Here is a 21074-nt window from a genome sequence, read left to right on the forward strand (position 1 = left end):
CTCCAATCGAATAAGATAAAGCCAAAACAAAGAAGCAAGTTAAGAAAATAGTTAGGAACAAAATATTTTCGATTCAAACGAAGAATGGATTGGTTGTTTGGAAAGAACAAATAGGTTTCTCATTTTGACAGAGAAGCCTATCCCTTTCATTTGGGTGGGGGCATGGCGTGCATTAAATTCAGTGATAATGAGTTATGAAGAATACGAGAAATACCATCGTATTACACATGAATTTTGGGGTGGCTATGTCAGGCATAAGACCATGTATCGTAAAGTTTATAATGGTCAAAATGCAGTAATAGATGATGCATACATTGCCGAAAGTCATATGTTAATGATGTATGTCCATTGCTAAGCTATGGATAACGCAGGTAATTAATTATAATCAATAAACAAATAAAAAATAAAAAGCCTACATTCTTTTTATAAAAAGAATATAGGCTGAGTACGCGCCCGGAGGGAATCGAACCCCCGACGCATGGTACCGGAAACCATTGCTCTATCCCCTGAGCTACGGGCGCATAATTAATAGTAAAAACGAACAAACATAATTATAACGGATATTCGAGAGTAATTCAATTATAAATTAACTAAAAAGGAGAAGACCAGGAAACCATTCATAAAATTATTATTCTCTGCTATACTAGTACAAGGTTTATTTTACCAAGTAGATGGGTAAAATACTTGTAGCTAAAAAATAAAAGGCAAATGACCATGTGTTTTGTTTGACCTTTATTGACCTTTTAGGTACTATGTACATAGAAATTATTTTTCACTAACAAATGTAGTGAAAATGTTGAAGGAGGAAGATGTTAGATGAATTTAATACCTACAGTAATTGAACAAACAAACCGCGGAGAACGTGCATATGATATTTATTCACGTCTGTTAAAAGACCGAATTATTATGTTAGGAAGTGCTATTGATGATAATGTGGCGAACAGTATTGTTGCACAGCTTCTCTTTCTAGAAGCAGAAAGCCCAGATAAAGATATATCTATTTACATTAATTCACCAGGTGGTTCAATTACGGCTGGAATGGCTATTTATGATACGATGCAATTTATCAAACCAGATGTTTCTACTATCTGTGTTGGTATGGCTGCATCAATGGGAGCATTTCTATTAACAGCTGGTGCACCAGGAAAACGTTATGCGTTACCTAATAGTGAAGTAATGATTCACCAACCTTTAGGTGGTACCCAAGGTCAAGCTTCTGATATTCAAATCCATGCTAATCGAATTATCGAAATGCGTAAAAAATTAAATCAAATTTTATCTGAACGTACAGGTCAACCAATTGAAGTTATCGAAAGAGATACAGATCGTGATAACTTCATGATAGCTGAAAAAGCAAAAGAATATGGTTTAATTGATAAAGTAATGGAAAAGAAACCTACTGAATAAATAAAGTGAAACGAGACTGGGACAAAAGTGAATGAAGATCCCTGATAAACGAACGATGGATAACCTATTTTATCCATCGTTCGTTTTAGTTAGAAAACATAACTAAGTAACTGGAAATATACGAGACTCTAGCGGAAACAGTGCATGTTTTCGATGGGGCGAGTAATCGCAGTCCCACGAGCCGAAGTTCCACTTTGTAAAGCGGCTAGAAGTTAGACGAAAACCGTCACGTCCTGTGACAATGTCTAACTGACCCACGTCCTGTGTGCCCGAGGCCGTGCCCGCAGAACGCGAGTGTATTTCCAGTTGCGATGGCTAAGCTCTCCTCAATCATTCGTATACTGTAGTTAAAAATTAGCTTTGGCCCAGTCTCGTTTTTCAATTAATCATTTAAAAGCTTTTCTAAAAAGTCAATCAATGTCTCCAGTGCCTTGTCTTCATCACTACCACCTGCAATTAAGTTTATAGTGTATCCTTCTTTAATTCCTAAACTGATTAGTCCTAGCATCCTTTTAGCATTTACTCTCCTATTATTTTTTACTACAAAGATTTCCGAAGTAAAAAAGTATATGCATAAATAAAAATGGAATAACTAACAAGAAAACTAATCGAAATAAAAAGGAGTGTATGCAATGCAATCAAGTATTCAACATAAACTTGATCATATTAGCCAGCAATTGCAGGGAACACAACAACAAATGATCGTATCGCAAAGTAAAAAGGAAGCGTTGCAAAATGCCATTATGCAATTAAAAGAGATAGAAGCACAATTAGAAGAAGTAAAGGCGACGGAAAGTGATGCACTTACAAATCCACAATGGCAACAATCCTATGAGCAATTGCATGATCTTAGACGAAACATTAATCATTTGATGCAATAAAGAAAAAGCAAGTACACCTGATTCATCGTTCAAGTGTACTTGCTTTTTTAGTAGGTTTACTAAGCAAGAGATTGAAGCTAACGAGTTGCACTTAAATTAGTATTGGTGTTGTTAATTGTAATATTCACTTCCATCTATTAATAAAATAAATGGTAGTGAGGCTTCAATTTTATTTTTTCCATTAATATATGTTATGTGAAGAAAATTATATGTTATACTGAATGCATAAAAATGGTAATGAGGTGGTGACAGAGTATGTATTTAAATGCAATTGATAATTTGCAATTATATAGCCAATTATCACTAACAAGAGTAGAAGATCGCATGCTTATTAAGGCAGATTTTCCCCAAAAATTCATTGAAGAGAATAATTTAGTTGATCCTTTCCTTTACGTAACTATCTATGCTCGAGGTGGAGAAAGAGTAAGGGTTATTGATGAAGGAACAACCAAAATCTATCATCTGACGGAAGCAACAACTTCTCCACTCACTTATCACCAAATCCTTACGTTCGCCATTGAGCACTCCAAGCAATTTCAACATTTAACTTCTTAATTTTTTTACTGCGTATATTTTCCAATCATCTACACAAATTAATTGTGGAGGTGATTTTTTTGGCTAAGAAAAAGAAAAAAGAAAAAAGAGCAACAGGTTTTAGTGACGAACAAGCAATCAAAGAAACCTTACCGACTGAATTTGATCATGAATTCGCTAATGAACCACTAACCCAAAACGAAAAGCAACACAATAAAAAAACCAAAAAACGTCAATAACATCAAATTGTCGTAATTTTTGTATTCTCAGACAAGCCTAACTTCTTAAAACAAATAACATGTTTATTAAAAGTTAAAATTATCTCTACCTAGTTGATTCATATTTGTTTTTTTGTAAGTTGCTTCGGCGTAGGAGATATACTATAACTGAATTACCACACCATAAGGAGGCGTATGTATCATGATTAATAAAGAACTGGACGTGTTTGAGCTACAACGAAAGATGCAACAACAGGAGCAGACCATTGCTCAATTGGTTTCCATAATCGCTACTACTAATCAACGGTTAAAAGCATTAGAACAAAAGCAAAATGGCCTTGAGCAGAATTTGTCCTCTTGCTCCTCTCCTTCTCGTTTTGCTTAACAAGTAACCGCTACATACGTTTTCCGAGAGCATCACTCATCCTCTGAGTGATGCTTTATTTCATTTGCCACTTTGGATAGGTTATTTAATTTTTGGTCTGTATCGTTTATAATGAATTTAAATAAATATCCTTGTTTTATAAAAGAGATAAATAGGGTATTTTGTATATATGTCTAAATTTAGACAATATTTTGGGGGTGAGTGAATGAAATACGTTTATTGGGTATTAATTTCACTTCTGATTTTGTGGGAAGCAAATGCTTTGCAAGACATCTATGAATTTTCAGCTATCTGGCAATATGCAGCAAGTATTATTTTAATAGGATACTTTGCTTATCTACTACGAATAAATATATCATTAAAAAGCATTCGTCTTGCCAAAAATTAATTTATGCCTGGGTTGCACGTGTCCACTAACTACGTGCCTTTTGTAAACTTTTTTACAATATCAGGAAATAAGTTAGATAAATATACATAAAGCATACTTCTTTATGCAATAGGGTAATGTAAGAATAAAGTCCTTGTTAAGGAGAGTTAAACTAAACAAAATCATGGAGGGGTAAACAATGACGTTTGATCAATCAAAAACAAGAAAAGTAGTGATCATAGGTACTGGATTTGTTGGAGCTAGTTATGCCTATTCCTTAGTGAACCAAGGTATTGTTAATGAGTTAGTACTTGTCGATTTAAATAAAGAACGTGCCGAAGGTGAAGCACGAGATCTCAATCATGGAATGCCGTTTGCCTTTGCCTCACCAATGAAGATTCGTTCAGGTGATTACGACGAATGTAAAAATGCCGATTTAGTCGTGATAACAGCTGGTGCAAATCAAGCACCTGGCGAGACACGATTAGATTTGGCTGCAAAAAACGCTAAAATCATGAAAGGGATCGTAACAAGCATTATGGATAGTGGTTTTAAAGGAATCTTATTAGTTGCCACTAACCCTGTTGATGTACTAACACATGTTGCTTTAGAAGTATCTAATTTACCTAAGGAACGAGTGATCGGTTCAGGAACTATTCTAGATACAGCCCGTTTCCGCTACCTTCTTAGTGAATATTATCAAGTGGACTCTCGAAATGTTCATGCCTATATCATTGGCGAACATGGCGATTCAGAATTACCCGTTTGGAGCCATGTTCAGATTGGCGGTGTTCCAATCGAAAAATATGGTAAAATCACAGATGTTGAAAAAGATCCAGATATGATCAATATTTATGAAAATGTACGAGATGCTGCCTATCACATCATTGAACGAAAAGGCGCCACCTATTATGGAATCGGGCTTGGACTAGCACGATTAACAAAAGCTATTTTATACAATGAGAATGCGATAGTTACTGTATCTGCTTTGTTTGAAGGTGAGTACGGAATTGATAACGTGTATTTGGGGATACCAGCCGTTGTGAATGAGTATGGCGTCAGAGAGAAGCTTGAATTAGACTTAAATGAAAATGAGTTAAAGAAATTGAGAGAGTCCGCAGCAATTCTAAAAGAGATGACCGAAAATGTTATGCCTAAATCTTAATATATAAACAAGATAAATGATACGTAAGGGCCTAAAAGAATATTTTTTCTATTTGGCCCTCTTTTAATATATTCAAAATGGATAATACAGACTAATTTGGGGAACCTAGTGTTGTTAAATTATACGCACACCAAAATTACTGGGTCATTTCTTTGCTCTTTAAGCATTACCAATAATATTTCTCTATAAAGGTTTAAAATTTATGTGAATAATCAAGAGAAATTTGTTGAGGAAAAAGCAGACATCTGCTACAATAATTGATGTAGAGATTTTTTTGCTGTATGTGGGACAAAAAATGACTACTAGGGACGATAAGTTCCCCGATCGTTTTTTGTAAAAGGAGTAAAATCATGAAAAGTTTAATCGACTTACAAAGAAAATTATTCCCTGATTTACTTGATGTCATACAGCGGAGATATAAAATTCTACAATTTATTCAAGTGCTAGAACCGATTGGGCGTCGTGCGCTTGCAGGTCATATTAACATGAAAGAACGACTGGTACGCAGTGAAATTGACTTCTTAAATAACCAAGCATTGATTGAGGTAACATCAAAAGGAATGCATGTTACTAACAGTGGTTATCAACTTTTGGAACAGTTGGAGCTTTTCATGAGCGACCTTTCTGAATTTAATGTGTTAGAACAGCAAATAAAGGATACATTAAATTTAGAACATGTTATAATAACACCAGGGAATAGTGATGAGCATGCACTAGTTAAACAAGAACTGGGGAAAACTGCAGTAGACTATTTGCATTCCATCTTAGTTTCTAATCAAACAGTTGCTGTTACTGGTGGAACATCAATGACTGCAGTAGCAGAGATGATGCGACCCTCTAACCATGCAGTTAATTGTTTGTTTGTACCTGCAAGAGGTGGTCTAGGAGAGCGAGTGGAGAATCAAGCCAATACGATATGTGCTGAAATGGCTAAAAAAGCAAATGGGGATTATCGCTTGCTTTATGTACCAGATCCACTTAGTGAGGATACATATCAATCAATTATCGAAGAGCCTTCCGTGAAAGAAATTTTACACAACATTAGACAAGCTAATGTTGTCGTACACGGTATAGGAGATGCATTAACTATGGCTAAGCGGCGTAAAGCATCAGAAGAGGTTTTACATAAGATTCAATCGGGTAATGCAGTAAGTGAGGCTTTTGGATATTATTTCGACGACACAGGCGAAGTAATTCATAAAGTTCGAACAGTAGGAATGCAATTAGAAGATTTGTCTAAAATAAAAAGTGTTATCGCTGTAGCAGGTGGTAAATCGAAGGCAAAAGCGATTCATTCCTATTTTAAGCAGGGGAAAAGTAGTGTACTCATTACAGATGAAGCTGCAGCAAAAGAGTTAATAAAGGGATTTTCCCTTTAATTATAATTATATTTACAAGGAGGAAACAAGAATGACTGTAAAAGTAGGTATTAATGGTTTTGGTCGTATCGGCCGTAACGTATTCCGTCAAGCGCTAAATAATGATGAGGTAGAAGTAGTGGCAGTAAATGATTTAACTGATGCTAACATGCTTGCTCATCTATTGAAATATGATTCTGTTCACGGAAAATTAGAACAAGAAGTTTCCGTTAATGGTTCAAATCTTGTAGTTGGCGGAAAAGAAATCAAAGTACTTTCTGAAAGAGATCCAGCTAACTTAGGATGGGGAGACTTAGGCGTAGAAATCGTTATCGAATCTACTGGTATTTTCACTAAACGTGAAGATGCTAAGAAACACCTTGATGCTGGTGCGAAAAAAGTAGTTATCTCTGCACCTGCTAAAAATGAAGATATCACTGTTGTTATGGGTGTTAACGAAGACAAATATGATGCTGCTAGCCATCATGTTATCTCTAATGCTTCATGTACAACAAACTGTCTTGCACCATTTGCGAAAGTACTTAATGACAAATTTGGTATCAAACGCGGTATGATGACAACTGTACACTCTTATACAAACGACCAACAAATCTTAGACTTACCTCATAAAGATTATCGTCGTGCGCGTGCAGCTGGTGAAAGCATCATCCCAACAACTACTGGAGCTGCAAAAGCAGTATCTTTAGTGCTTCCTGAATTAGAAGGAAAACTAAATGGTATGGCTATGCGTGTACCTACTCCAGACGGCTCACTTGTTGACTTAGTTGCTGAACTTGATAAAGATGTAACTGCAGAAGAAGTTAATGCTGCACTTAAAGAAGCGGCAGAAGGCGACTTAAAAGGTATTCTTGGATATAGTGACGAGCCACTAGTATCTGTTGATTATATTGGAAACACAAATTCTTCAACAGTTGACGGAATTTCTACACTTGTTATGGAAGGAAACATGGTAAAAGTTGTTTCTTGGTATGACAATGAAATGGGATACTCTACTCGTTGTGTAGACTTAGCTGTATATCTTAAAAAACAAGGTCTTTAATTAATAAAGGACAATCATGTGGGAGGGGGGCAATCCTCCTCCCATTTTTCAAGTCATGTGTAATCTGAAATGATGTTATGTACATGATACTTGTACATATAGATGAAGCTAAGGAGGTCGAGCAAGTTGAATAAACTGACTATTAAAGATTTAGATGTAAAAGGAAAAAAAGTATTTTGTCGTGTAGACTTTAACGTGCCAATGAGTGAGGGTGTTGTTACGGATGATACACGAATTAAAGCAGCACTACCAACCATTCAGTATTTGGTTGAAAAAGGTGCAAAAGTAATTCTTTCTAGCCACTTAGGCCGTCCTAAAGGGGAAGTTGTTGAAGAATTACGCCTTGACCCAGTTGCAAAACGTCTTAGTGAATTACTAGGTCAAACGGTTACAAAAACGGATGAAGTATATGGCGCAGAAGTTGACAAAGCTGTTAGTGAAATGACTGATGGTGATGTTGTGCTTATTGAAAATGTACGCTTCCATCCAGGAGAAACAAAAAATGATCCAGCATTAGCAAGCGAATTTGCTAAAATTGGTGATTATTATGTAAATGATGCCTTTGGTGCTGCTCACCGAGCGCATGCTTCAACAGCTGGTGTGGCAGAACATTTAACAGCTGCAGCTGGTTTTCTTTTAGAAAAAGAATTAGAAGTGTTAGGTAAAGCACTATCTAATCCTGAGCGTCCATTTACCGCTATTATCGGTGGGGCGAAAGTGAAAGACAAAATTGGTGTTATCGATAATCTATTAGATAAAGTTGATAACCTAATTATTGGCGGTGGTCTTGCTTATACATTTGTTAAAGCACAAGGCTATGAAATCGGTAAATCATTACTTGAAGAAGATAAAATTGATTTAGCAAAACAATTTATGCAAAAAGCAAAAGACAAAGGTGTCAATATGGTACTGCCTGTCGATGCTATAGTAGCTGATGACTTCTCTAATGATGCAAATACACAAATCGTTGATATTGATAGTATTCCAACAGATTGGGAAGCATTAGATATTGGTCCAAAATCAGTAGATGCATACCAAAAATTAGTAAAAGATTCCAAGTTAGTTATTTGGAACGGGCCAATGGGTGTATTTGAACTAGATGCATTTGCTAAAGGTACAATTGGGGTTGCTGAAGCCTTAGCTCAAACAGAAGGTTATACAATTATCGGTGGTGGTGATTCCGCTGCTGCAGTTGAAAAATTCCATATGGCAGAAAAAATGGATCACATTTCAACTGGTGGAGGCGCTTCTCTTGAATTTATGGAAGGAAAAGTACTTCCAGGCGTTGAAGCATTAACAGATAAATAAATCGTAGAGAGGTGAAGACATTGCGTAAAAAAGTAATTGCAGGAAACTGGAAAATGAACAAAGTTTTAGCTGATGCAGAATCTTTCGTTGAAGCTACCAAAAACAATGTGCCAAGCGCTGATAAAGTAGAATCAGTTGTTTGTGCTCCATTCCCTTATCTTCATGCATTAGTTAAAAAAACAGCTGGAACTGATTTAGCAGTTGCTGCTCAAAACATGCATTATGAAGAAAGTGGTGCATTCACTGGAGAAGTAAGCCCAGTTATGTTGAAAGATTTGGGTGTCTCTTACGTCGTATTAGGCCACTCTGAACGTCGCGAATACTTTGCTGAAACAGACGAAACAGTAAACCAGAAAGCTCACGCTGCCTTTAATCATGGTATTACTCCAATTGTTTGTGTTGGTGAAACATTAGAACAACGTGAAAGCAACCAAACAATGGACTTAATTGCTGATCAAGTGAAAAAAGCATTAACTGGTCTTTCAGAAGATCAAGTAAAACAAACAATTATTGCTTATGAACCAATCTGGGCAATCGGTACGGGTAAAACAGCTACTTCAGAACAAGCAAATGAAGTATGTACCCATATTCGTAAAGTTGTTGCAGAAGCTGTATCATCAGATGCGGCTGAAGCGGTTCGTATCCAATATGGCGGTAGTGTGAAACCAGCAAATGTTGACGAACTACTAGCACAATCTGATATTGATGGTGCATTAGTAGGCGGCGCAAGCTTAGAAGCTGATTCATTCTTGAAACTAGTGGAGGCTGGTACAAAATGAGTCAAAATAAACTAGCTGCCCTTATCATTCTGGATGGTTATGGTCTACGCGATGAAAATAAAGGGAATGCCGTTAAACATGCCAACACACCTAACTTTGATCGCTATTGGAACCAATTCCCACACAACCAATTAACAGCTTGTGGGGAAGCGGTTGGTCTACCTGAAGGTCAAATGGGAAACTCCGAAGTAGGTCACTTAAACATTGGTGCTGGACGTATTGTGTACCAAAGTTTAACACGTGTGAATTTGTCTATTCGTGAAGGTGACTTTTTCGAAAATAAAGTATTACTAGATGCAATCAACCATGCGAAAGATAATAATAAAGCACTACACTTGTTTGGGTTATTATCTGACGGTGGTGTTCATAGTCATATTGAACACTTATATGCTGTCTTGCAATTAGCTGCAGATCAAGGCTTGAAAAACGTTTATGTTCATGGATTTTTAGATGGACGTGATGTTGGTCAAAAATCTGCTAAAAAATACATTGAAGCCACAGAAGAAAAAATGAAAGAAATAGGCGTTGGAGAGTTTGCTACTATCTCTGGCCGTTATTATTCCATGGATCGTGACAAACGTTGGGATCGTGTGAAAAAATCATATGATGCAATGGTTTATGGTGAAGGACCTAAATATCAAGATCCGATCCAACTTGTCGATGATTCTTATGCAAACGAAATCTATGATGAGTTTGTTATTCCATCTGTTATTACAGATGAAAATGGACAACCAAAAGCTACGATCCAAGATGAAGACTCAATTATCTTCTATAATTTCCGTCCGGATCGTGCCATTCAGATTTCACGTACGTTTGCAAATGATGACTTCCGTGATTTTGATCGTGGTGAACATCCGCCAAAAGACGTTCAATTTGTCTGCATGACACAGTTTAGTGAAACAGTCGACGGACTTGTTGCATATAAACCGGTCAATTTAGATAATACACTTGGTGAAGTGTTATCACAAAATAACCTTAATCAATTACGTATTGCAGAGACAGAAAAATATCCACACGTTACCTTCTTTATGAGTGGTGGACGTGAACAAGAATTTCCTGGTGAAAAACGTATTCTAATTGATTCACCAAAAGTAGCAACCTATGACTTGAAGCCAGAAATGAGTGCATATGAAGTAACAGATGCTCTACTTAAAGAGTTAGATGAAGGTAACCAAAATGCTATCATTTTGAACTTTGCTAACCCAGATATGGTTGGTCATTCTGGTATGCTTGAACCAACAGTTAAAGCAATTGAAGCTGTTGATGAATGTCTTGGTAAAATTGTAGATAAGATCCTTGAAAAAGGTGGAGAAGCAATTATTACCGCAGACCATGGTAACTCTGATGAAGTTATTACTTTGGAAGGTAAACCAATGACTGCTCATACCACCAATCCAGTTCCAGTAATTGTTACAAAAGATGGAGTTGAATTGCGTAATGGCGGTATTCTAGGCGATCTTGCGCCGACGATGCTAGATTTACTAAATGTTACGAAGCCAAAAGAAATGACAGGTAGTTCATTAATTAAAAAATAATTGAAAATAAAAGGAGAGTTTAACATTATGCCATACATTACAGATGTTTATGCACGCGAAGTATTAGATTCACGTGGTAACCCAACAGTAGAAGTAGAAGTTTATACAGAATCAGGAGCATTTGGTTCTGCATTAGTACCAAGTGGTGCGTCAACTGGAGAACACGAAGCAGTTGAATTACGTGACGGAGACAAAGACCGTTACTTAGGTAAAGGTGTTCTTAAAGCAGTAGAAAACGTAAACGAAGTAATTGCACCAGAATTACTTGGTTTAGATGTTACCCGTCAAGTAGTTATTGATCAACTATTACTTGAACTTGATGGTACAGACAACAAAGGAAAATTAGGTGCAAATGCTATCCTTGGTGTTTCTATGGCAGTAGCGCATGCTGCAGCAGATCACTTAGGTATGCCACTTTACACTTACTTAGGTGGATTCAACGCAACTACACTTCCAACACCAATGATGAACATCTTAAATGGTGGGGAACACGCTGATAATAACGTAGATATTCAAGAATTCATGATTATGCCAGTAGGAGCTCCTACATTCCGTGAAGCATTACGTATGGGTGCTGAAATCTTCCATAACTTGAAAAAAGTACTTGGTTCAAAAGGTTACAATACTGGTGTTGGTGATGAAGGTGGTTTCGCACCTAACCTTAAATCAAATGAAGAAGCACTTTCAACAATCATTGAAGCAATTGAAGCAGCTGGATACAAACCAGGTGAAGAAGTAAAACTTGCAATGGACGTTGCATCTTCTGAATTCTATGAAGATGGTAAATACAACCTTAAAGGGGAAGGTGTCGTACGTACTTCAGCTGAAATGGCTGACTGGTATGAAGACATGATCAACAAATACCCAATCGTTTCTATTGAAGATGGTTTAGACGAAAACGACTGGGAAGGCCACAAAATGCTTCAAGACCGCATTGGTGACCGCGTACAATTAGTAGGTGACGACTTATTCGTTACAAATACAAAACGGCTTGCTCAAGGTATTGAACAAGGTGTAGGTAACTCTATCCTTGTTAAAGTGAACCAAATTGGTACACTTACTGAAACATTTGAAGCAATTGAAATGGCAAAACGTGCTGGTTACACAGCTGTAATTTCTCACCGTTCAGGTGAAACTGAAGATGCGACTATCGCTGACATCGCTGTTGCGACAAACGCTGGTCAAATCAAAACAGGTGCACCGTCTCGTACAGACCGTGTAGCTAAATACAACCAATTACTTCGTATCGAAGACGAACTAGTTGGAACAGCAAAATATGCAGGAAAAACTGCATTCTATAACCTTAATAAATAAGAATATAGAGTGTATGCGAAAAAGTCTTCTAAAGGTTTACCTTTAGAAGACTTTTTGATTTGGTCAAAACCATATTTTATCTGATGGAAAAACGGTTTAAGAGCCTGGAAATCATCATATCTCTAAATAACGTGAACTCTGCATTGACAAATCGAACCGCTTTTTGTAAGATAATAATGCAAATGATAATCTTTATCAATTACATATAGGAGGAATTGGACATGCGCAAAAAAGGACTTATAATATATTTTATTGCAGTTGTTTTTCTATTAGCTGCTTGCGGTAATAATGAAGGCACGCAAGAAAGTGATGAGAATACGAACGAAAGTACAGAATCTATAACGGTAACAGATGCTTATGATGAGACAACGTTTGAGGAGGTTCCAGAGCGTGTTGTTGTGTTAGAATGGGTATATGCTGAAGATTTATTGGCTTTGGGAATTCAACCAGTAGGAATGGCTGATATTGAAAATTATCACAATTGGGTCAATATTGAGCTAGAATTATCAGAAGATGTAGTGGATGTTGGTACACGTCAAGAACCTAACTTAGAAGCTATTGCTGAATTAAATCCAGATGTTATTATCACTGCAGGTTATCGACACGAAGGGATTATGGATAGCTTAGAAGAGATTGCCCCAACCTTAGCTTTTAATCCTTATCCTGAAGAAGGTCAAGGAAATCAATTTGAGGAAATGAAAACCACTTTTAATAAATTAGGTACACTATTCCAGAAAGAAGATAAAGCGACAGAAGTTATTAATGGAATGGAAGAAACATTTACATCTGTTGCACAGGAGATTTCAGATGCCAATGTAGAGAATAACTCGTTCGTATTATCGCAAGCCTATACATCCGACAATAATCCAGTACTACGTTTATTTAAAGATAATGCAATGGCGGTGCAGATCATGGAACAATTAGGATTGGAAAATGCTTATGAATCTGAAGGGTTTCAACTATACGGTTATGATGAAGCAAGTGTAGAAGCATTGCAAAACTTCCAAGATGCAAACTTCTTTTACATTGTGCAAGAAGATGACAATATTTTCACTAATCAATTAGCTGGGAATCCTGCGTGGGAAAACTTATCATTCGTTGAAGAGGGTAATACGTATGGATTACCAGGAGATACATGGACGTATGGAGGACCATTATCAGCTGAAGTATTTGCTAATCAAATAAAAAATGCATTAACGGAATAAAAATTGAGATGTGATTCGATGAAACTTACAAGCTTACCATTTGGAATAAAAACGGCTCTTACCTTTGGAGGGGGAGCCGTCCTTTTGATGTTATTATTATTTATCCATATTAACCAAGGAAGCGTTGATTTAGCACCTTCTGTTATTATCAATGCTATATTTAATCCCCAAGATATACTAGCCCATCATACCGTACGTTATCTTCGCTTGCCACGTGCATTAATGGGCTTACTTGCTGGGGGAGCATTAGCCGTAGCTGGGGCAATTTTGCAAACCATTACAAAAAACCCATTAGCATCTGCGAGTACGCTTGGGATCCATTCTGGTTCTTATTTTGCTGTGATATTGGCTACTGTTTTCATGCCTGCTTCTGTGTCTTACAACGGGCTGCTCGTTGCTTTTTTCGGAGGTTTGCTTACCGCAGGGATGGCTTATGTAATCGCAGGTACGACGTCCAGTAATCAAGTGAAACTAGTGTTAGCTGGTATGGTTATTACAATGATGTTTTCTGCTTTTACATCGCTATTGCAATTATTTTACGAAAATGAAACGTCGGGTCTATTTTTATGGGGATCAGGTACACTTGTACAAAATAATTGGGAAGGCGTACAATTTTCGTTACCTTTTGTTGTAGTAGGTTTATTAGCAGCACTTCTGTTAGCGAAATCGTTAGATATTTTTCGATTAGGGGAAGATGTAGCAAAATCATTAGGGCAACGCGTTGACTTGATTCGTTTACTAGCACTACTTGTATCTGTATTTTTAACAGCAATAACGGTTAGTGTGGTTGGACCAATTGGATTTGTTGGATTAATTGCCCCTCATCTACTTAAATTATTAGGTTTTCAGAATCATTATCTGTTGTTGCTTGGATCATTTATTTGGGGTGCGAATGTTTTAATAGGAGCAGATATATTTGCTAGATGGATAGATCCATCTTTTTCTGAATTACCAGTAGGAGCAATCACTGCGTTCATTGGAGCCCCATGGCTAATATGGCTTGTGTTACGAAATCAAAAAAATAAGTATAGCAACGCACAATCGAGTAATATGTTAACAGGTAAAATATCATTTTCTGTTTCACCAGCTGTATTTATGTACCTACTCGTGTTAGGCTTGGTCATCTTGATTGTTATTGGAATGGCAACAGGCAATAGTGGCATTCAACTTGTTCATAGTTTTCGAGCCCTTTTAGGTTTAGAAAATCCTTTTATCCAGAATATGATACTCAATTTGCGCTTACCTCGTTTATTAGTAGCTGCTGTCAGTGGAGCTTTGTTGGCTATTAGTGGATTTGTTTTTCAAGGAGTCTTGCGCAATCCTTTAGCAGATCCATCGGTAATTGGTATTACATCTGGTGCTGGAGTTGGTGCATTAACTATTCTTTATATTTCAGGTATATCAGCTATCTTTGTTCCACTGGGGGCATTTCTTGGTGCAATGTTGGCATTTTTGGTCGTAATGATTTTATCTTATCGAGCAAAATTTCAGCCGACTTTATTAGCTCTACTTGGGATTGGTGTATCAGCATTTGGTTCGGCCATTATTCAAATTTTTGTAACTGAAGCGGATATGGCAGTTACATCTGCACTAACATGGTTAGCCGGAAGCACGTATGCTAAGAGTTGGACAGAGTTATTCACTTATTTAATTGGACCATTCTTAATTGTTTTTCCGTTACTACTGTTGCAATTGAAAAATATTGATCTACTGGCATTAGGGGATGACACTGCGAAAGGATTAGGCATGAAGGTAGCAGAAGCCAGGTTTCGTTTGGCACTTTTGGCTTCCTTATTAGCCGCTGCTAGTGTTGCTGCTGTGGGCTCCATTGGGTTTGTCGGTTTAATAGCACCTCATGTGGCGCGTATTATATTAGGTGCTACGCAAAAATATATTCTTCCAATCACTGCATTATTAGGTGCAACAGTGCTAGTGTTTGCTGATATTTTAAGTAGAACATTATTAGTCCCAAAAGAGATTCCATCCGGTATCATTGTTGCTATTATAGGTGCACCGTATTTTTTATTTTTAATGTATCGATCAAATCATATAAAAGATTAATCTATATCAAAAGAGCGTCATTCCTATTAGGAATGACGCTCTTTTACATCTTATTGATTTGTTTTCTCGCGTACAAATGCTTCTACTTCACTTGCTGTGCTCATGCTAAGAAGTTGCTCTTTGTAAGTAGCTAGTTCTTCTTTGGAAAGATCTTTGATTTGTGTACGTGCTGGTAAAATAGATGTAGCACTCATACTAAATTCGTCTAATCCCAAACCTAATAGGATAGGAATAGCGATGGAGTCGCCAGCCATTTCACCACACATACCGGCCCATTTACCTTCTGCATGTGCTGCTTCAATCACATTGTTAACAAGGTTTAAAATCGCAGGATGGTATGGTTGATACAAGTATGAAACACGTTCATTCATACGATCAGCTGCCATCGTATATTGAATTAAATCATTTGTACCGATACTGAAGAAATCAACTTCCTTGGCAAATTGACGAGCAATTACCGCTGTTGATGGAATCTCAACCATGATACCAACTTCGATATCATCAGAAACAGTTACACCGTCATTTTGAAGATTTTCTTTTTCTTCAAGTAACAGTCCTTTTGCTTCACGAAATTCATCTAGTGTAGCAATCATCGGGAACATGATTTTTAGATTACCGTATGTACTTGCGCGTAATAGAGCGCGTAATTGCACACGGAAAATATCATCACGTTCTAAGCAAAGACGAATGGCACGGAAGCCTAGGAATGGGTTCATTTCTTTCGGTAGATCAAGGTAGCTTAACTCTTTGTCTCCACCGATATCCAATGTACGAACTACAACTGGTTTATCCCCCATTTGCTCTAATACAGATTTATACGCTTCAAATTGCTCATCTTCTGTAGGAAGTTCGCTTTTACCCATGTAAAGAAATTCAGTACGATATAAGCCAACGCCTTCACCGCCATTATTGATAATACCAGCAACATCGTCAGGGGTACCAATATTTGCAACTAGTTCCACATGGGAACCATCAGATGAAACAGTTGGTTCATCTTTTAATTGCGCCCAAATTTCTTTTTGTTTTTCAAAATCTGCTTGTTTCTGCTCGTATTGAGTAATCTCTTCATTAGATGGATTAACAATTACTTGTCCATCAATGCCATCCACAATTACGATATCGTTCTCTTTCACATCTTCTGTAATTGTTTTTGTTCCAACTACAGCTGGAATTTCAAGCGAACGAGCCATAATCGCTGAGTGGGAGGTACGACCACCAATGTTTGTAGTGAACCCTTTAACAAATTGTTTATTTAATTGTGCAGTATCAGAAGGGGTTAAGTCTTCTGCAATAACTACTACTTCTTCATCGATAAGTGCAGGGTCTGGGAATGATACATTTAATAAATGCGCCATCACACGCTTGGTGACATCTTGAATGTCAGCTGCACGTTCACGCATGTATTCATTGTCCATCGCTTTGAACATATCAATAAACATATTTGCTGTTTCGTCTAATGCAGATTCAGCATTTACTAAATCCGTTTTGATTTTATCTTGGATCGGGTTAACTAGTTCTGGGTCACCGAGTACAAGCAAGTGAGCAGAGAAAATTTCAGCATGTTCATCACCTAAAGTTTTGCGTGCGTTCTCTTTAATTATCTCTAATTCTTTCTTAGAAACTTCTAACGCTTCATTTAAGCGTTTTACTTCTGCTTCTGCATCGTCCACTTTCTTTTTCTCAAAAGAAAGATCAGGAGTTGCTAATTTATACGCTTTCGCAATTGCAACTCCACTAGATGCTGCAATCCCCGTGATAGTACTCATTAAAAATTACTCCCCTAGTCCTTCTTGTTTAATTACGTCGTAAATCGCATCGATTGCTTCTTGTTCGTCTGAACCTTTTGCAACAAGTTTGATTTTCGCATCTTTAGGAATTCCAAGAGACATAACGCCCATAATTGATTTCAAGTTTACTGATTTGCCATTGTATTCAACTGTAACGTCTGAAGAAAAGCTACCTGCTTTATTTACTAATACGGTCGCTGGACGCGCATGCACTCCTGTTGAATCTGTAATTGTAACTGTTTTTTCTGCTGCCATGAAAAAAACCTCCTAAATAATTATATTTTATAGGTATACTACAATACAATTTTACTCTTTTTTAAGGTGCAATTTCAAGAACTACACCTAAAACGTCGCATAATTGTAAGATTTGCATATAAAGAAGCATTTATTCTTCTTCTATAAACTTATACCGCTATTACAATACCATTATATTTGTTTGACGTCCACTTATAGAAAAGATAAAGATATTTTTTAATTATATTAATGCGATACAACTGTGAAAATAGCATGGTAAGAGTGGATACAATACCCATCGTTCAATACTAGTATAAACAAACTCTAAAGTACTATTATGTTTTATTTTTTTGTTATTTCGATTGTCGATAGGAGTGCATCAACATCTTTCTTTTCACATAAATCATCTTGGAATGCAGTAGCACTACCGGTAGCAATGGCATATCGAAATGTGTCTTCTAGTGATTTTCCTTTTGTATATGCTGCTAAAAATCCAGCAACCATAGAATCACCTGCGCCCACTGTATTTTTCACTGTTCCTACAGGAGCTTTAGCAACATAGCAAGCTTCCGGACTGATATAGACTGCACCAGAGCCTCCCATAGATACTAGTACATGTTCAGCGCCTTGTTGTTGGAGCTGTTTTCCATAGGTAATTGCATCTTCTGTTGTTTTAATGGTTACATCAAATAATTCGCCAAGTTCATGATGATTCGGTTTTACTAAAAACAATGATGTGCCGAGAATTTCTTTTAATGCTTGGCTCGATGTATCAGCAACCATTTTCACACCGTTTTCTGCACAGATTGTCGCCACTTTGACATAAAAATCTGCTGGAACCGTACTAGGAATACTGCCTGCAGCAACTAGAAAATCGCCAGCATTCAATTGCCTAATTTGCGTATAAAGTGCTTCTAGTTGTTGTGCTGAAATATCAGGTCCAGGCCCATTAATTTCAGTCTCATCGGAAGCTTTTAGTTTCATATTGATTCGAGTTGTACCGTCAACTTCAATAAAAGCTGTTTTGATTGATTCATTATGGAGCTTGTTTTTGATGAAATCACCGGTGAAATCTCCGAGAAAACCTAGCGCAGTATTGGCTACTTCTAATCGTTTTAATACACGTGAAACATTTATCCCTTTTCCACCAGGATAATAGGACGTATTTTTCCCTCGATTTAATCCACCTTCTACGAAATCTTCTACATGTATAATGTAATCTATCGAGGGGTTTAGCGTACAGGTATAAAGCATTATGACACAACCTTTACATTAGTTTTCTTGTTAATTGCATTTAACATTTGATGATCTGTTTGATTAATAATAATCGTTGCGGCTTTTAAATCTGCAATTTTTGTGAACGATACTTGATCTAATTTAGAACTATCTGCTAGAATAAAGCTTTTTTGTGATAATTCTAATGCAGTTTGTTTAATAGCTGCTTCTTCCGGGTCTGGTGTCGTATATGCATATTCAGCATGAATACCATTAACACCTAAAAAACATTTATCAAATCGGTAATTTAATAAACTCATTCGTGCGAACTGTCCTATCAAGGCACTTGTATTATATTTCACCAATCCGCCAACTAAGTAAGTAGGTATACCGAATTGACTCAGTGCATCTAAATGCGTGATACCATTAGTCACCACAGTAATATTTTTATTAGTTAGAAAAGGAATCATCTCAAAAGTAGTCGTTCCAGCATCTAAATATATACAATCATAATCTTCAACTAAATCAGTTGCATATGCAGCAATCGCTTTTTTTTCTGTAATATTTTTAGAAGACTTCTCTGGAACACTAAGTTCTTGCTTACCTGCATTTTTTATCGATGCTCCTCCGTGAACTCGTATGAGTCTACTCTGTTTCTCTAATTCGCTTAAATCTCTGCGGATAGTGGATTCAGACGCACCTGTAATATCCACTAAATCTTGAATGGTAACCATCTGTTTTTTACTTAATTCTTGCTCAATTAATTGATGTCTTTTTGGTGTTAACATCGTTTTCCCTCCAGTTTGTAAGGGCTTTATATTTATAATAAAGCAATTAATAATAAAAATCAATCAAATTAAGTCAAAAATAATCAAAATCAATCAAATTTTATGTAGTATCGCAGTCAGCTTCTTTTATTATATAGCAATGCACAGGAGAAGCGAAATAGCTGGGACTAGAGAGTAACTATATTATGGGAAAAATAACTTGCGATGTGATAGGTGTTTATGCTACATTAAATTTATGTATTAGTGCGTCTTAGGAGGTGTGCGCAACCATGCAAGGTGTTGCGATTACGTTATTAATTATTGATGCTATAGCACTTATTGTTTTAGTTCTATTACAATCTGGAAAAAGTGCCGGTCTATCAGGTGCGATTTCTGGTGGTGCAGAACAATTATTCGGAAAACAAAAAGCACGCGGTCTAGATGCTGTCTTGCACCGAGCAACAATTGTAACAGGAGTATTGTTATTCTTGTTAACTTTTTCAATTGCTTATATTTTATAATCGGTTCATAAAACCCCCTCGGCACATTTTGTGAAAGAGGGGGTTTTCGTTTATTCTTACACCAATTGTCTTTGTTTTATTTCAATAAATAATTGGTATAGTAAAAATCAAACATTGTGCAGTTCGGAAACCGATTTGATAAGATAAAATTATTATCCAATTTTTTAGATGTATGATGTAGAAAGGAAGAAGCAATGATGAAAATAAAAAAACCACAACCGTTTACGTTTGAAGAAGGGGAACGTGCGGTATTACTATTACATGGATTCACAGGTCATACAGCAGATGTTCGCATGTTGGCAAGATTCTTGCAGAAAAAGGGCTATACGACCCATGCTCCAATTTATCGCGGCCATGGAGGTGCACCAGAAGAGTTGTTAGAAGTACAAGCATCTGATTGGTGGGAAGATGTCCAAGCAGCTTATCGACATCTCAAAGATTTAGGTTATGAAAAAATTGCAATAGCTGGTTTGTCATTAGGTGGTGTTTTAGGATTAAAACTAAGTTATTCGTTGCCAGTAAAAGGTATGGTCTCAATGTGTGCACCAATGTTTTTTGACAATAACACACAATTGACAAAAGGATTTCAAATTTACGCAAGACAATATAAACAAGTAGAAGGTAAAAGCGATAAGGTAATTGATGATGAGGTCAAAGACTTGCTAGCGAACGCAACTACTTTGTTTCAAGAGTTAGGCGATACGATTACAGATGTAAAAAATCATGTTGATCAAATTTATACGCCTACATTAGTTGTCCAAGCTGAAGATGATCATATGATTAATACAGATAGTGCAAGCTATATCTATGACAATATAGAAGCCGATAACAAACAGATTAAATGGTATCAAGACGCTGGACATGCGATTACCTTAGGAAAGAAAAAAGAAGAGGTACACGAAGATATTTATCAATTTTTAGAATTATTGGATTGGTCATGAACCATAATAGATATAGACCTGTCTAATAGAAA

General features: G+C 36.7%; 22 protein-coding genes and 1 tRNA gene. 17 read left to right on the forward strand and 6 right to left on the reverse strand.

Annotation, left to right across the window (positions count from 1 at the left end; translation table 11 throughout):
- Nucleotides 1-448: 448 nt before the first annotated feature.
- Nucleotides 449-521: transfer RNA gene (locus DES48_RS09820), tRNA-Arg, on the reverse strand.
- A gap of 295 nt (nt 522-816) precedes the next feature.
- On the opposite strand from DES48_RS09820, the gene clpP reads away from it, so the two are divergent.
- The gene (clpP, locus tag DES48_RS09825) at nt 817-1407 is read left to right on the forward strand and encodes an ATP-dependent Clp endopeptidase proteolytic subunit ClpP (RefSeq protein WP_079710852.1); all 591 of its coding nucleotides are present in this window, start codon (nt 817-819) and stop codon (nt 1405-1407) included.
- 382 nt (nt 1408-1789) lie between these two features.
- Here clpP and DES48_RS16620 read toward each other — a convergent pair whose 3' ends face one another.
- Nucleotides 1790-1978 carry an HPr family phosphocarrier protein gene (locus DES48_RS16620; RefSeq protein WP_113868854.1) on the reverse strand — a complete coding sequence of 63 codons (189 nt, stop codon included), beginning with the start codon at nt 1976-1978 and terminating at the stop codon, nt 1790-1792.
- Nucleotides 1979-2039: 61 nt separating this feature from the next.
- Between DES48_RS16620 and DES48_RS09835 the strand changes: the two genes are divergently transcribed.
- The 14 genes from DES48_RS09835 (at nt 2040) to DES48_RS09900 (ending at nt 15577) form a co-directional block, all read left to right on the forward strand.
- Nucleotides 2040-2288 (forward strand): hypothetical protein, encoded by a 249-nt coding sequence (locus tag DES48_RS09835; protein ID WP_113868856.1) that lies wholly within the window; start codon nt 2040-2042, stop codon nt 2286-2288.
- A 255-nt stretch (nt 2289-2543) separates the two neighbouring features.
- Nucleotides 2544-2843: a hypothetical protein gene (locus DES48_RS09840; protein ID WP_079710855.1), complete on the forward strand. Its 300-nt coding sequence runs from the start codon at nt 2544-2546 to the stop codon at nt 2841-2843.
- 59 nt (nt 2844-2902) lie between these two features.
- Entirely contained in the window at nt 2903-3061 is a 159-nt protein-coding gene (sspO, locus tag DES48_RS09845; RefSeq protein WP_079710856.1) for a small acid-soluble spore protein O, read from the forward strand.
- A gap of 181 nt (nt 3062-3242) precedes the next feature.
- Entirely contained in the window at nt 3243-3425 is a 183-nt protein-coding gene (locus tag DES48_RS09850) for a hypothetical protein (RefSeq protein WP_113868858.1), read from the forward strand.
- A gap of 205 nt (nt 3426-3630) precedes the next feature.
- Nucleotides 3631-3813, forward strand: coding sequence for a hypothetical protein (locus DES48_RS09855; RefSeq protein ID WP_079710858.1), 183 nt, complete (start codon nt 3631-3633; stop codon nt 3811-3813).
- A gap of 178 nt (nt 3814-3991) precedes the next feature.
- Entirely contained in the window at nt 3992-4957 is a 966-nt protein-coding gene (locus tag DES48_RS09860) for an L-lactate dehydrogenase (RefSeq protein ID WP_113868860.1), read from the forward strand.
- Between the two features lie 350 nt (nt 4958-5307).
- Nucleotides 5308-6336, forward strand: coding sequence for a sugar-binding transcriptional regulator (locus DES48_RS09865; RefSeq protein WP_079710860.1), 1029 nt, complete (start codon nt 5308-5310; stop codon nt 6334-6336).
- A gap of 31 nt (nt 6337-6367) precedes the next feature.
- Complete coding sequence (gene gap, locus DES48_RS09870) at nt 6368-7375, forward strand: type I glyceraldehyde-3-phosphate dehydrogenase (protein ID WP_079710861.1); 1008 nt, start codon at nt 6368-6370, stop codon at nt 7373-7375.
- Nucleotides 7376-7501: 126 nt separating this feature from the next.
- Entirely contained in the window at nt 7502-8683 is a 1182-nt protein-coding gene (locus tag DES48_RS09875) for a phosphoglycerate kinase (RefSeq protein WP_079710862.1), read from the forward strand.
- Nucleotides 8684-8703: 20 nt separating this feature from the next.
- Complete coding sequence (tpiA, locus tag DES48_RS09880; RefSeq protein ID WP_113868862.1) at nt 8704-9462, forward strand: triose-phosphate isomerase; 759 nt, start codon at nt 8704-8706, stop codon at nt 9460-9462.
- Nucleotides 9459-10997, forward strand: coding sequence for a 2,3-bisphosphoglycerate-independent phosphoglycerate mutase (gene gpmI, locus DES48_RS09885; RefSeq protein WP_079710864.1), 1539 nt, complete (start codon nt 9459-9461; stop codon nt 10995-10997). Before tpiA ends, gpmI begins: the two co-directional genes overlap by 4 nt.
- A gap of 27 nt (nt 10998-11024) precedes the next feature.
- A complete protein-coding gene (eno, locus tag DES48_RS09890; protein ID WP_079710865.1) occupies nt 11025-12311 on the forward strand; it encodes a phosphopyruvate hydratase in 1287 nt (428 codons plus the stop codon).
- 221 nt (nt 12312-12532) lie between these two features.
- Nucleotides 12533-13516 (forward strand): ABC transporter substrate-binding protein, encoded by a 984-nt coding sequence (locus DES48_RS09895; protein ID WP_113868864.1) that lies wholly within the window; start codon nt 12533-12535, stop codon nt 13514-13516.
- A gap of 18 nt (nt 13517-13534) precedes the next feature.
- Nucleotides 13535-15577 (forward strand): iron ABC transporter permease, encoded by a 2043-nt coding sequence (locus DES48_RS09900; protein ID WP_113868866.1) that lies wholly within the window; start codon nt 13535-13537, stop codon nt 15575-15577.
- A gap of 50 nt (nt 15578-15627) precedes the next feature.
- On the opposite strand, the gene ptsP is transcribed toward DES48_RS09900, so the two are convergent.
- From ptsP to DES48_RS09920, 4 genes are all read right to left on the reverse strand, one after another.
- The gene (gene ptsP / locus DES48_RS09905) at nt 15628-17343 is read right to left on the reverse strand and encodes a phosphoenolpyruvate--protein phosphotransferase (RefSeq protein ID WP_079710868.1); all 1716 of its coding nucleotides are present in this window, start codon (nt 17341-17343) and stop codon (nt 15628-15630) included.
- A 6-nt stretch (nt 17344-17349) separates the two neighbouring features.
- Nucleotides 17350-17619, reverse strand: coding sequence for a phosphocarrier protein HPr (locus DES48_RS09910; protein ID WP_113868869.1), 270 nt, complete (start codon nt 17617-17619; stop codon nt 17350-17352).
- Between the two features lie 321 nt (nt 17620-17940).
- A complete protein-coding gene (pfkB, locus tag DES48_RS09915; protein ID WP_113868871.1) occupies nt 17941-18852 on the reverse strand; it encodes a 1-phosphofructokinase in 912 nt (303 codons plus the stop codon).
- Nucleotides 18852-19601 (reverse strand): DeoR/GlpR family DNA-binding transcription regulator, encoded by a 750-nt coding sequence (locus tag DES48_RS09920; RefSeq protein ID WP_113868873.1) that lies wholly within the window; start codon nt 19599-19601, stop codon nt 18852-18854. The genes pfkB and DES48_RS09920 overlap by 1 nt, the downstream gene beginning before the upstream one ends.
- Before the next feature lie 269 nt (nt 19602-19870).
- Between DES48_RS09920 and secG the strand changes: the two genes are divergently transcribed.
- The gene (secG, locus tag DES48_RS09925) at nt 19871-20101 is read left to right on the forward strand and encodes a preprotein translocase subunit SecG (RefSeq protein ID WP_079710872.1); all 231 of its coding nucleotides are present in this window, start codon (nt 19871-19873) and stop codon (nt 20099-20101) included.
- A 197-nt stretch (nt 20102-20298) separates the two neighbouring features.
- Nucleotides 20299-21042 carry an alpha/beta hydrolase gene (locus DES48_RS09930; protein ID WP_079710873.1) on the forward strand — a complete coding sequence of 248 codons (744 nt, stop codon included), beginning with the start codon at nt 20299-20301 and terminating at the stop codon, nt 21040-21042.
- Nucleotides 21043-21074 lie beyond the last annotated feature (32 nt).

It is taken from the genome of Paraliobacillus ryukyuensis (assembly GCF_003315295.1).
Taxonomy (GTDB): Bacteria; Bacillota; Bacilli; order Bacillales; family Amphibacillaceae; genus Paraliobacillus; species Paraliobacillus ryukyuensis.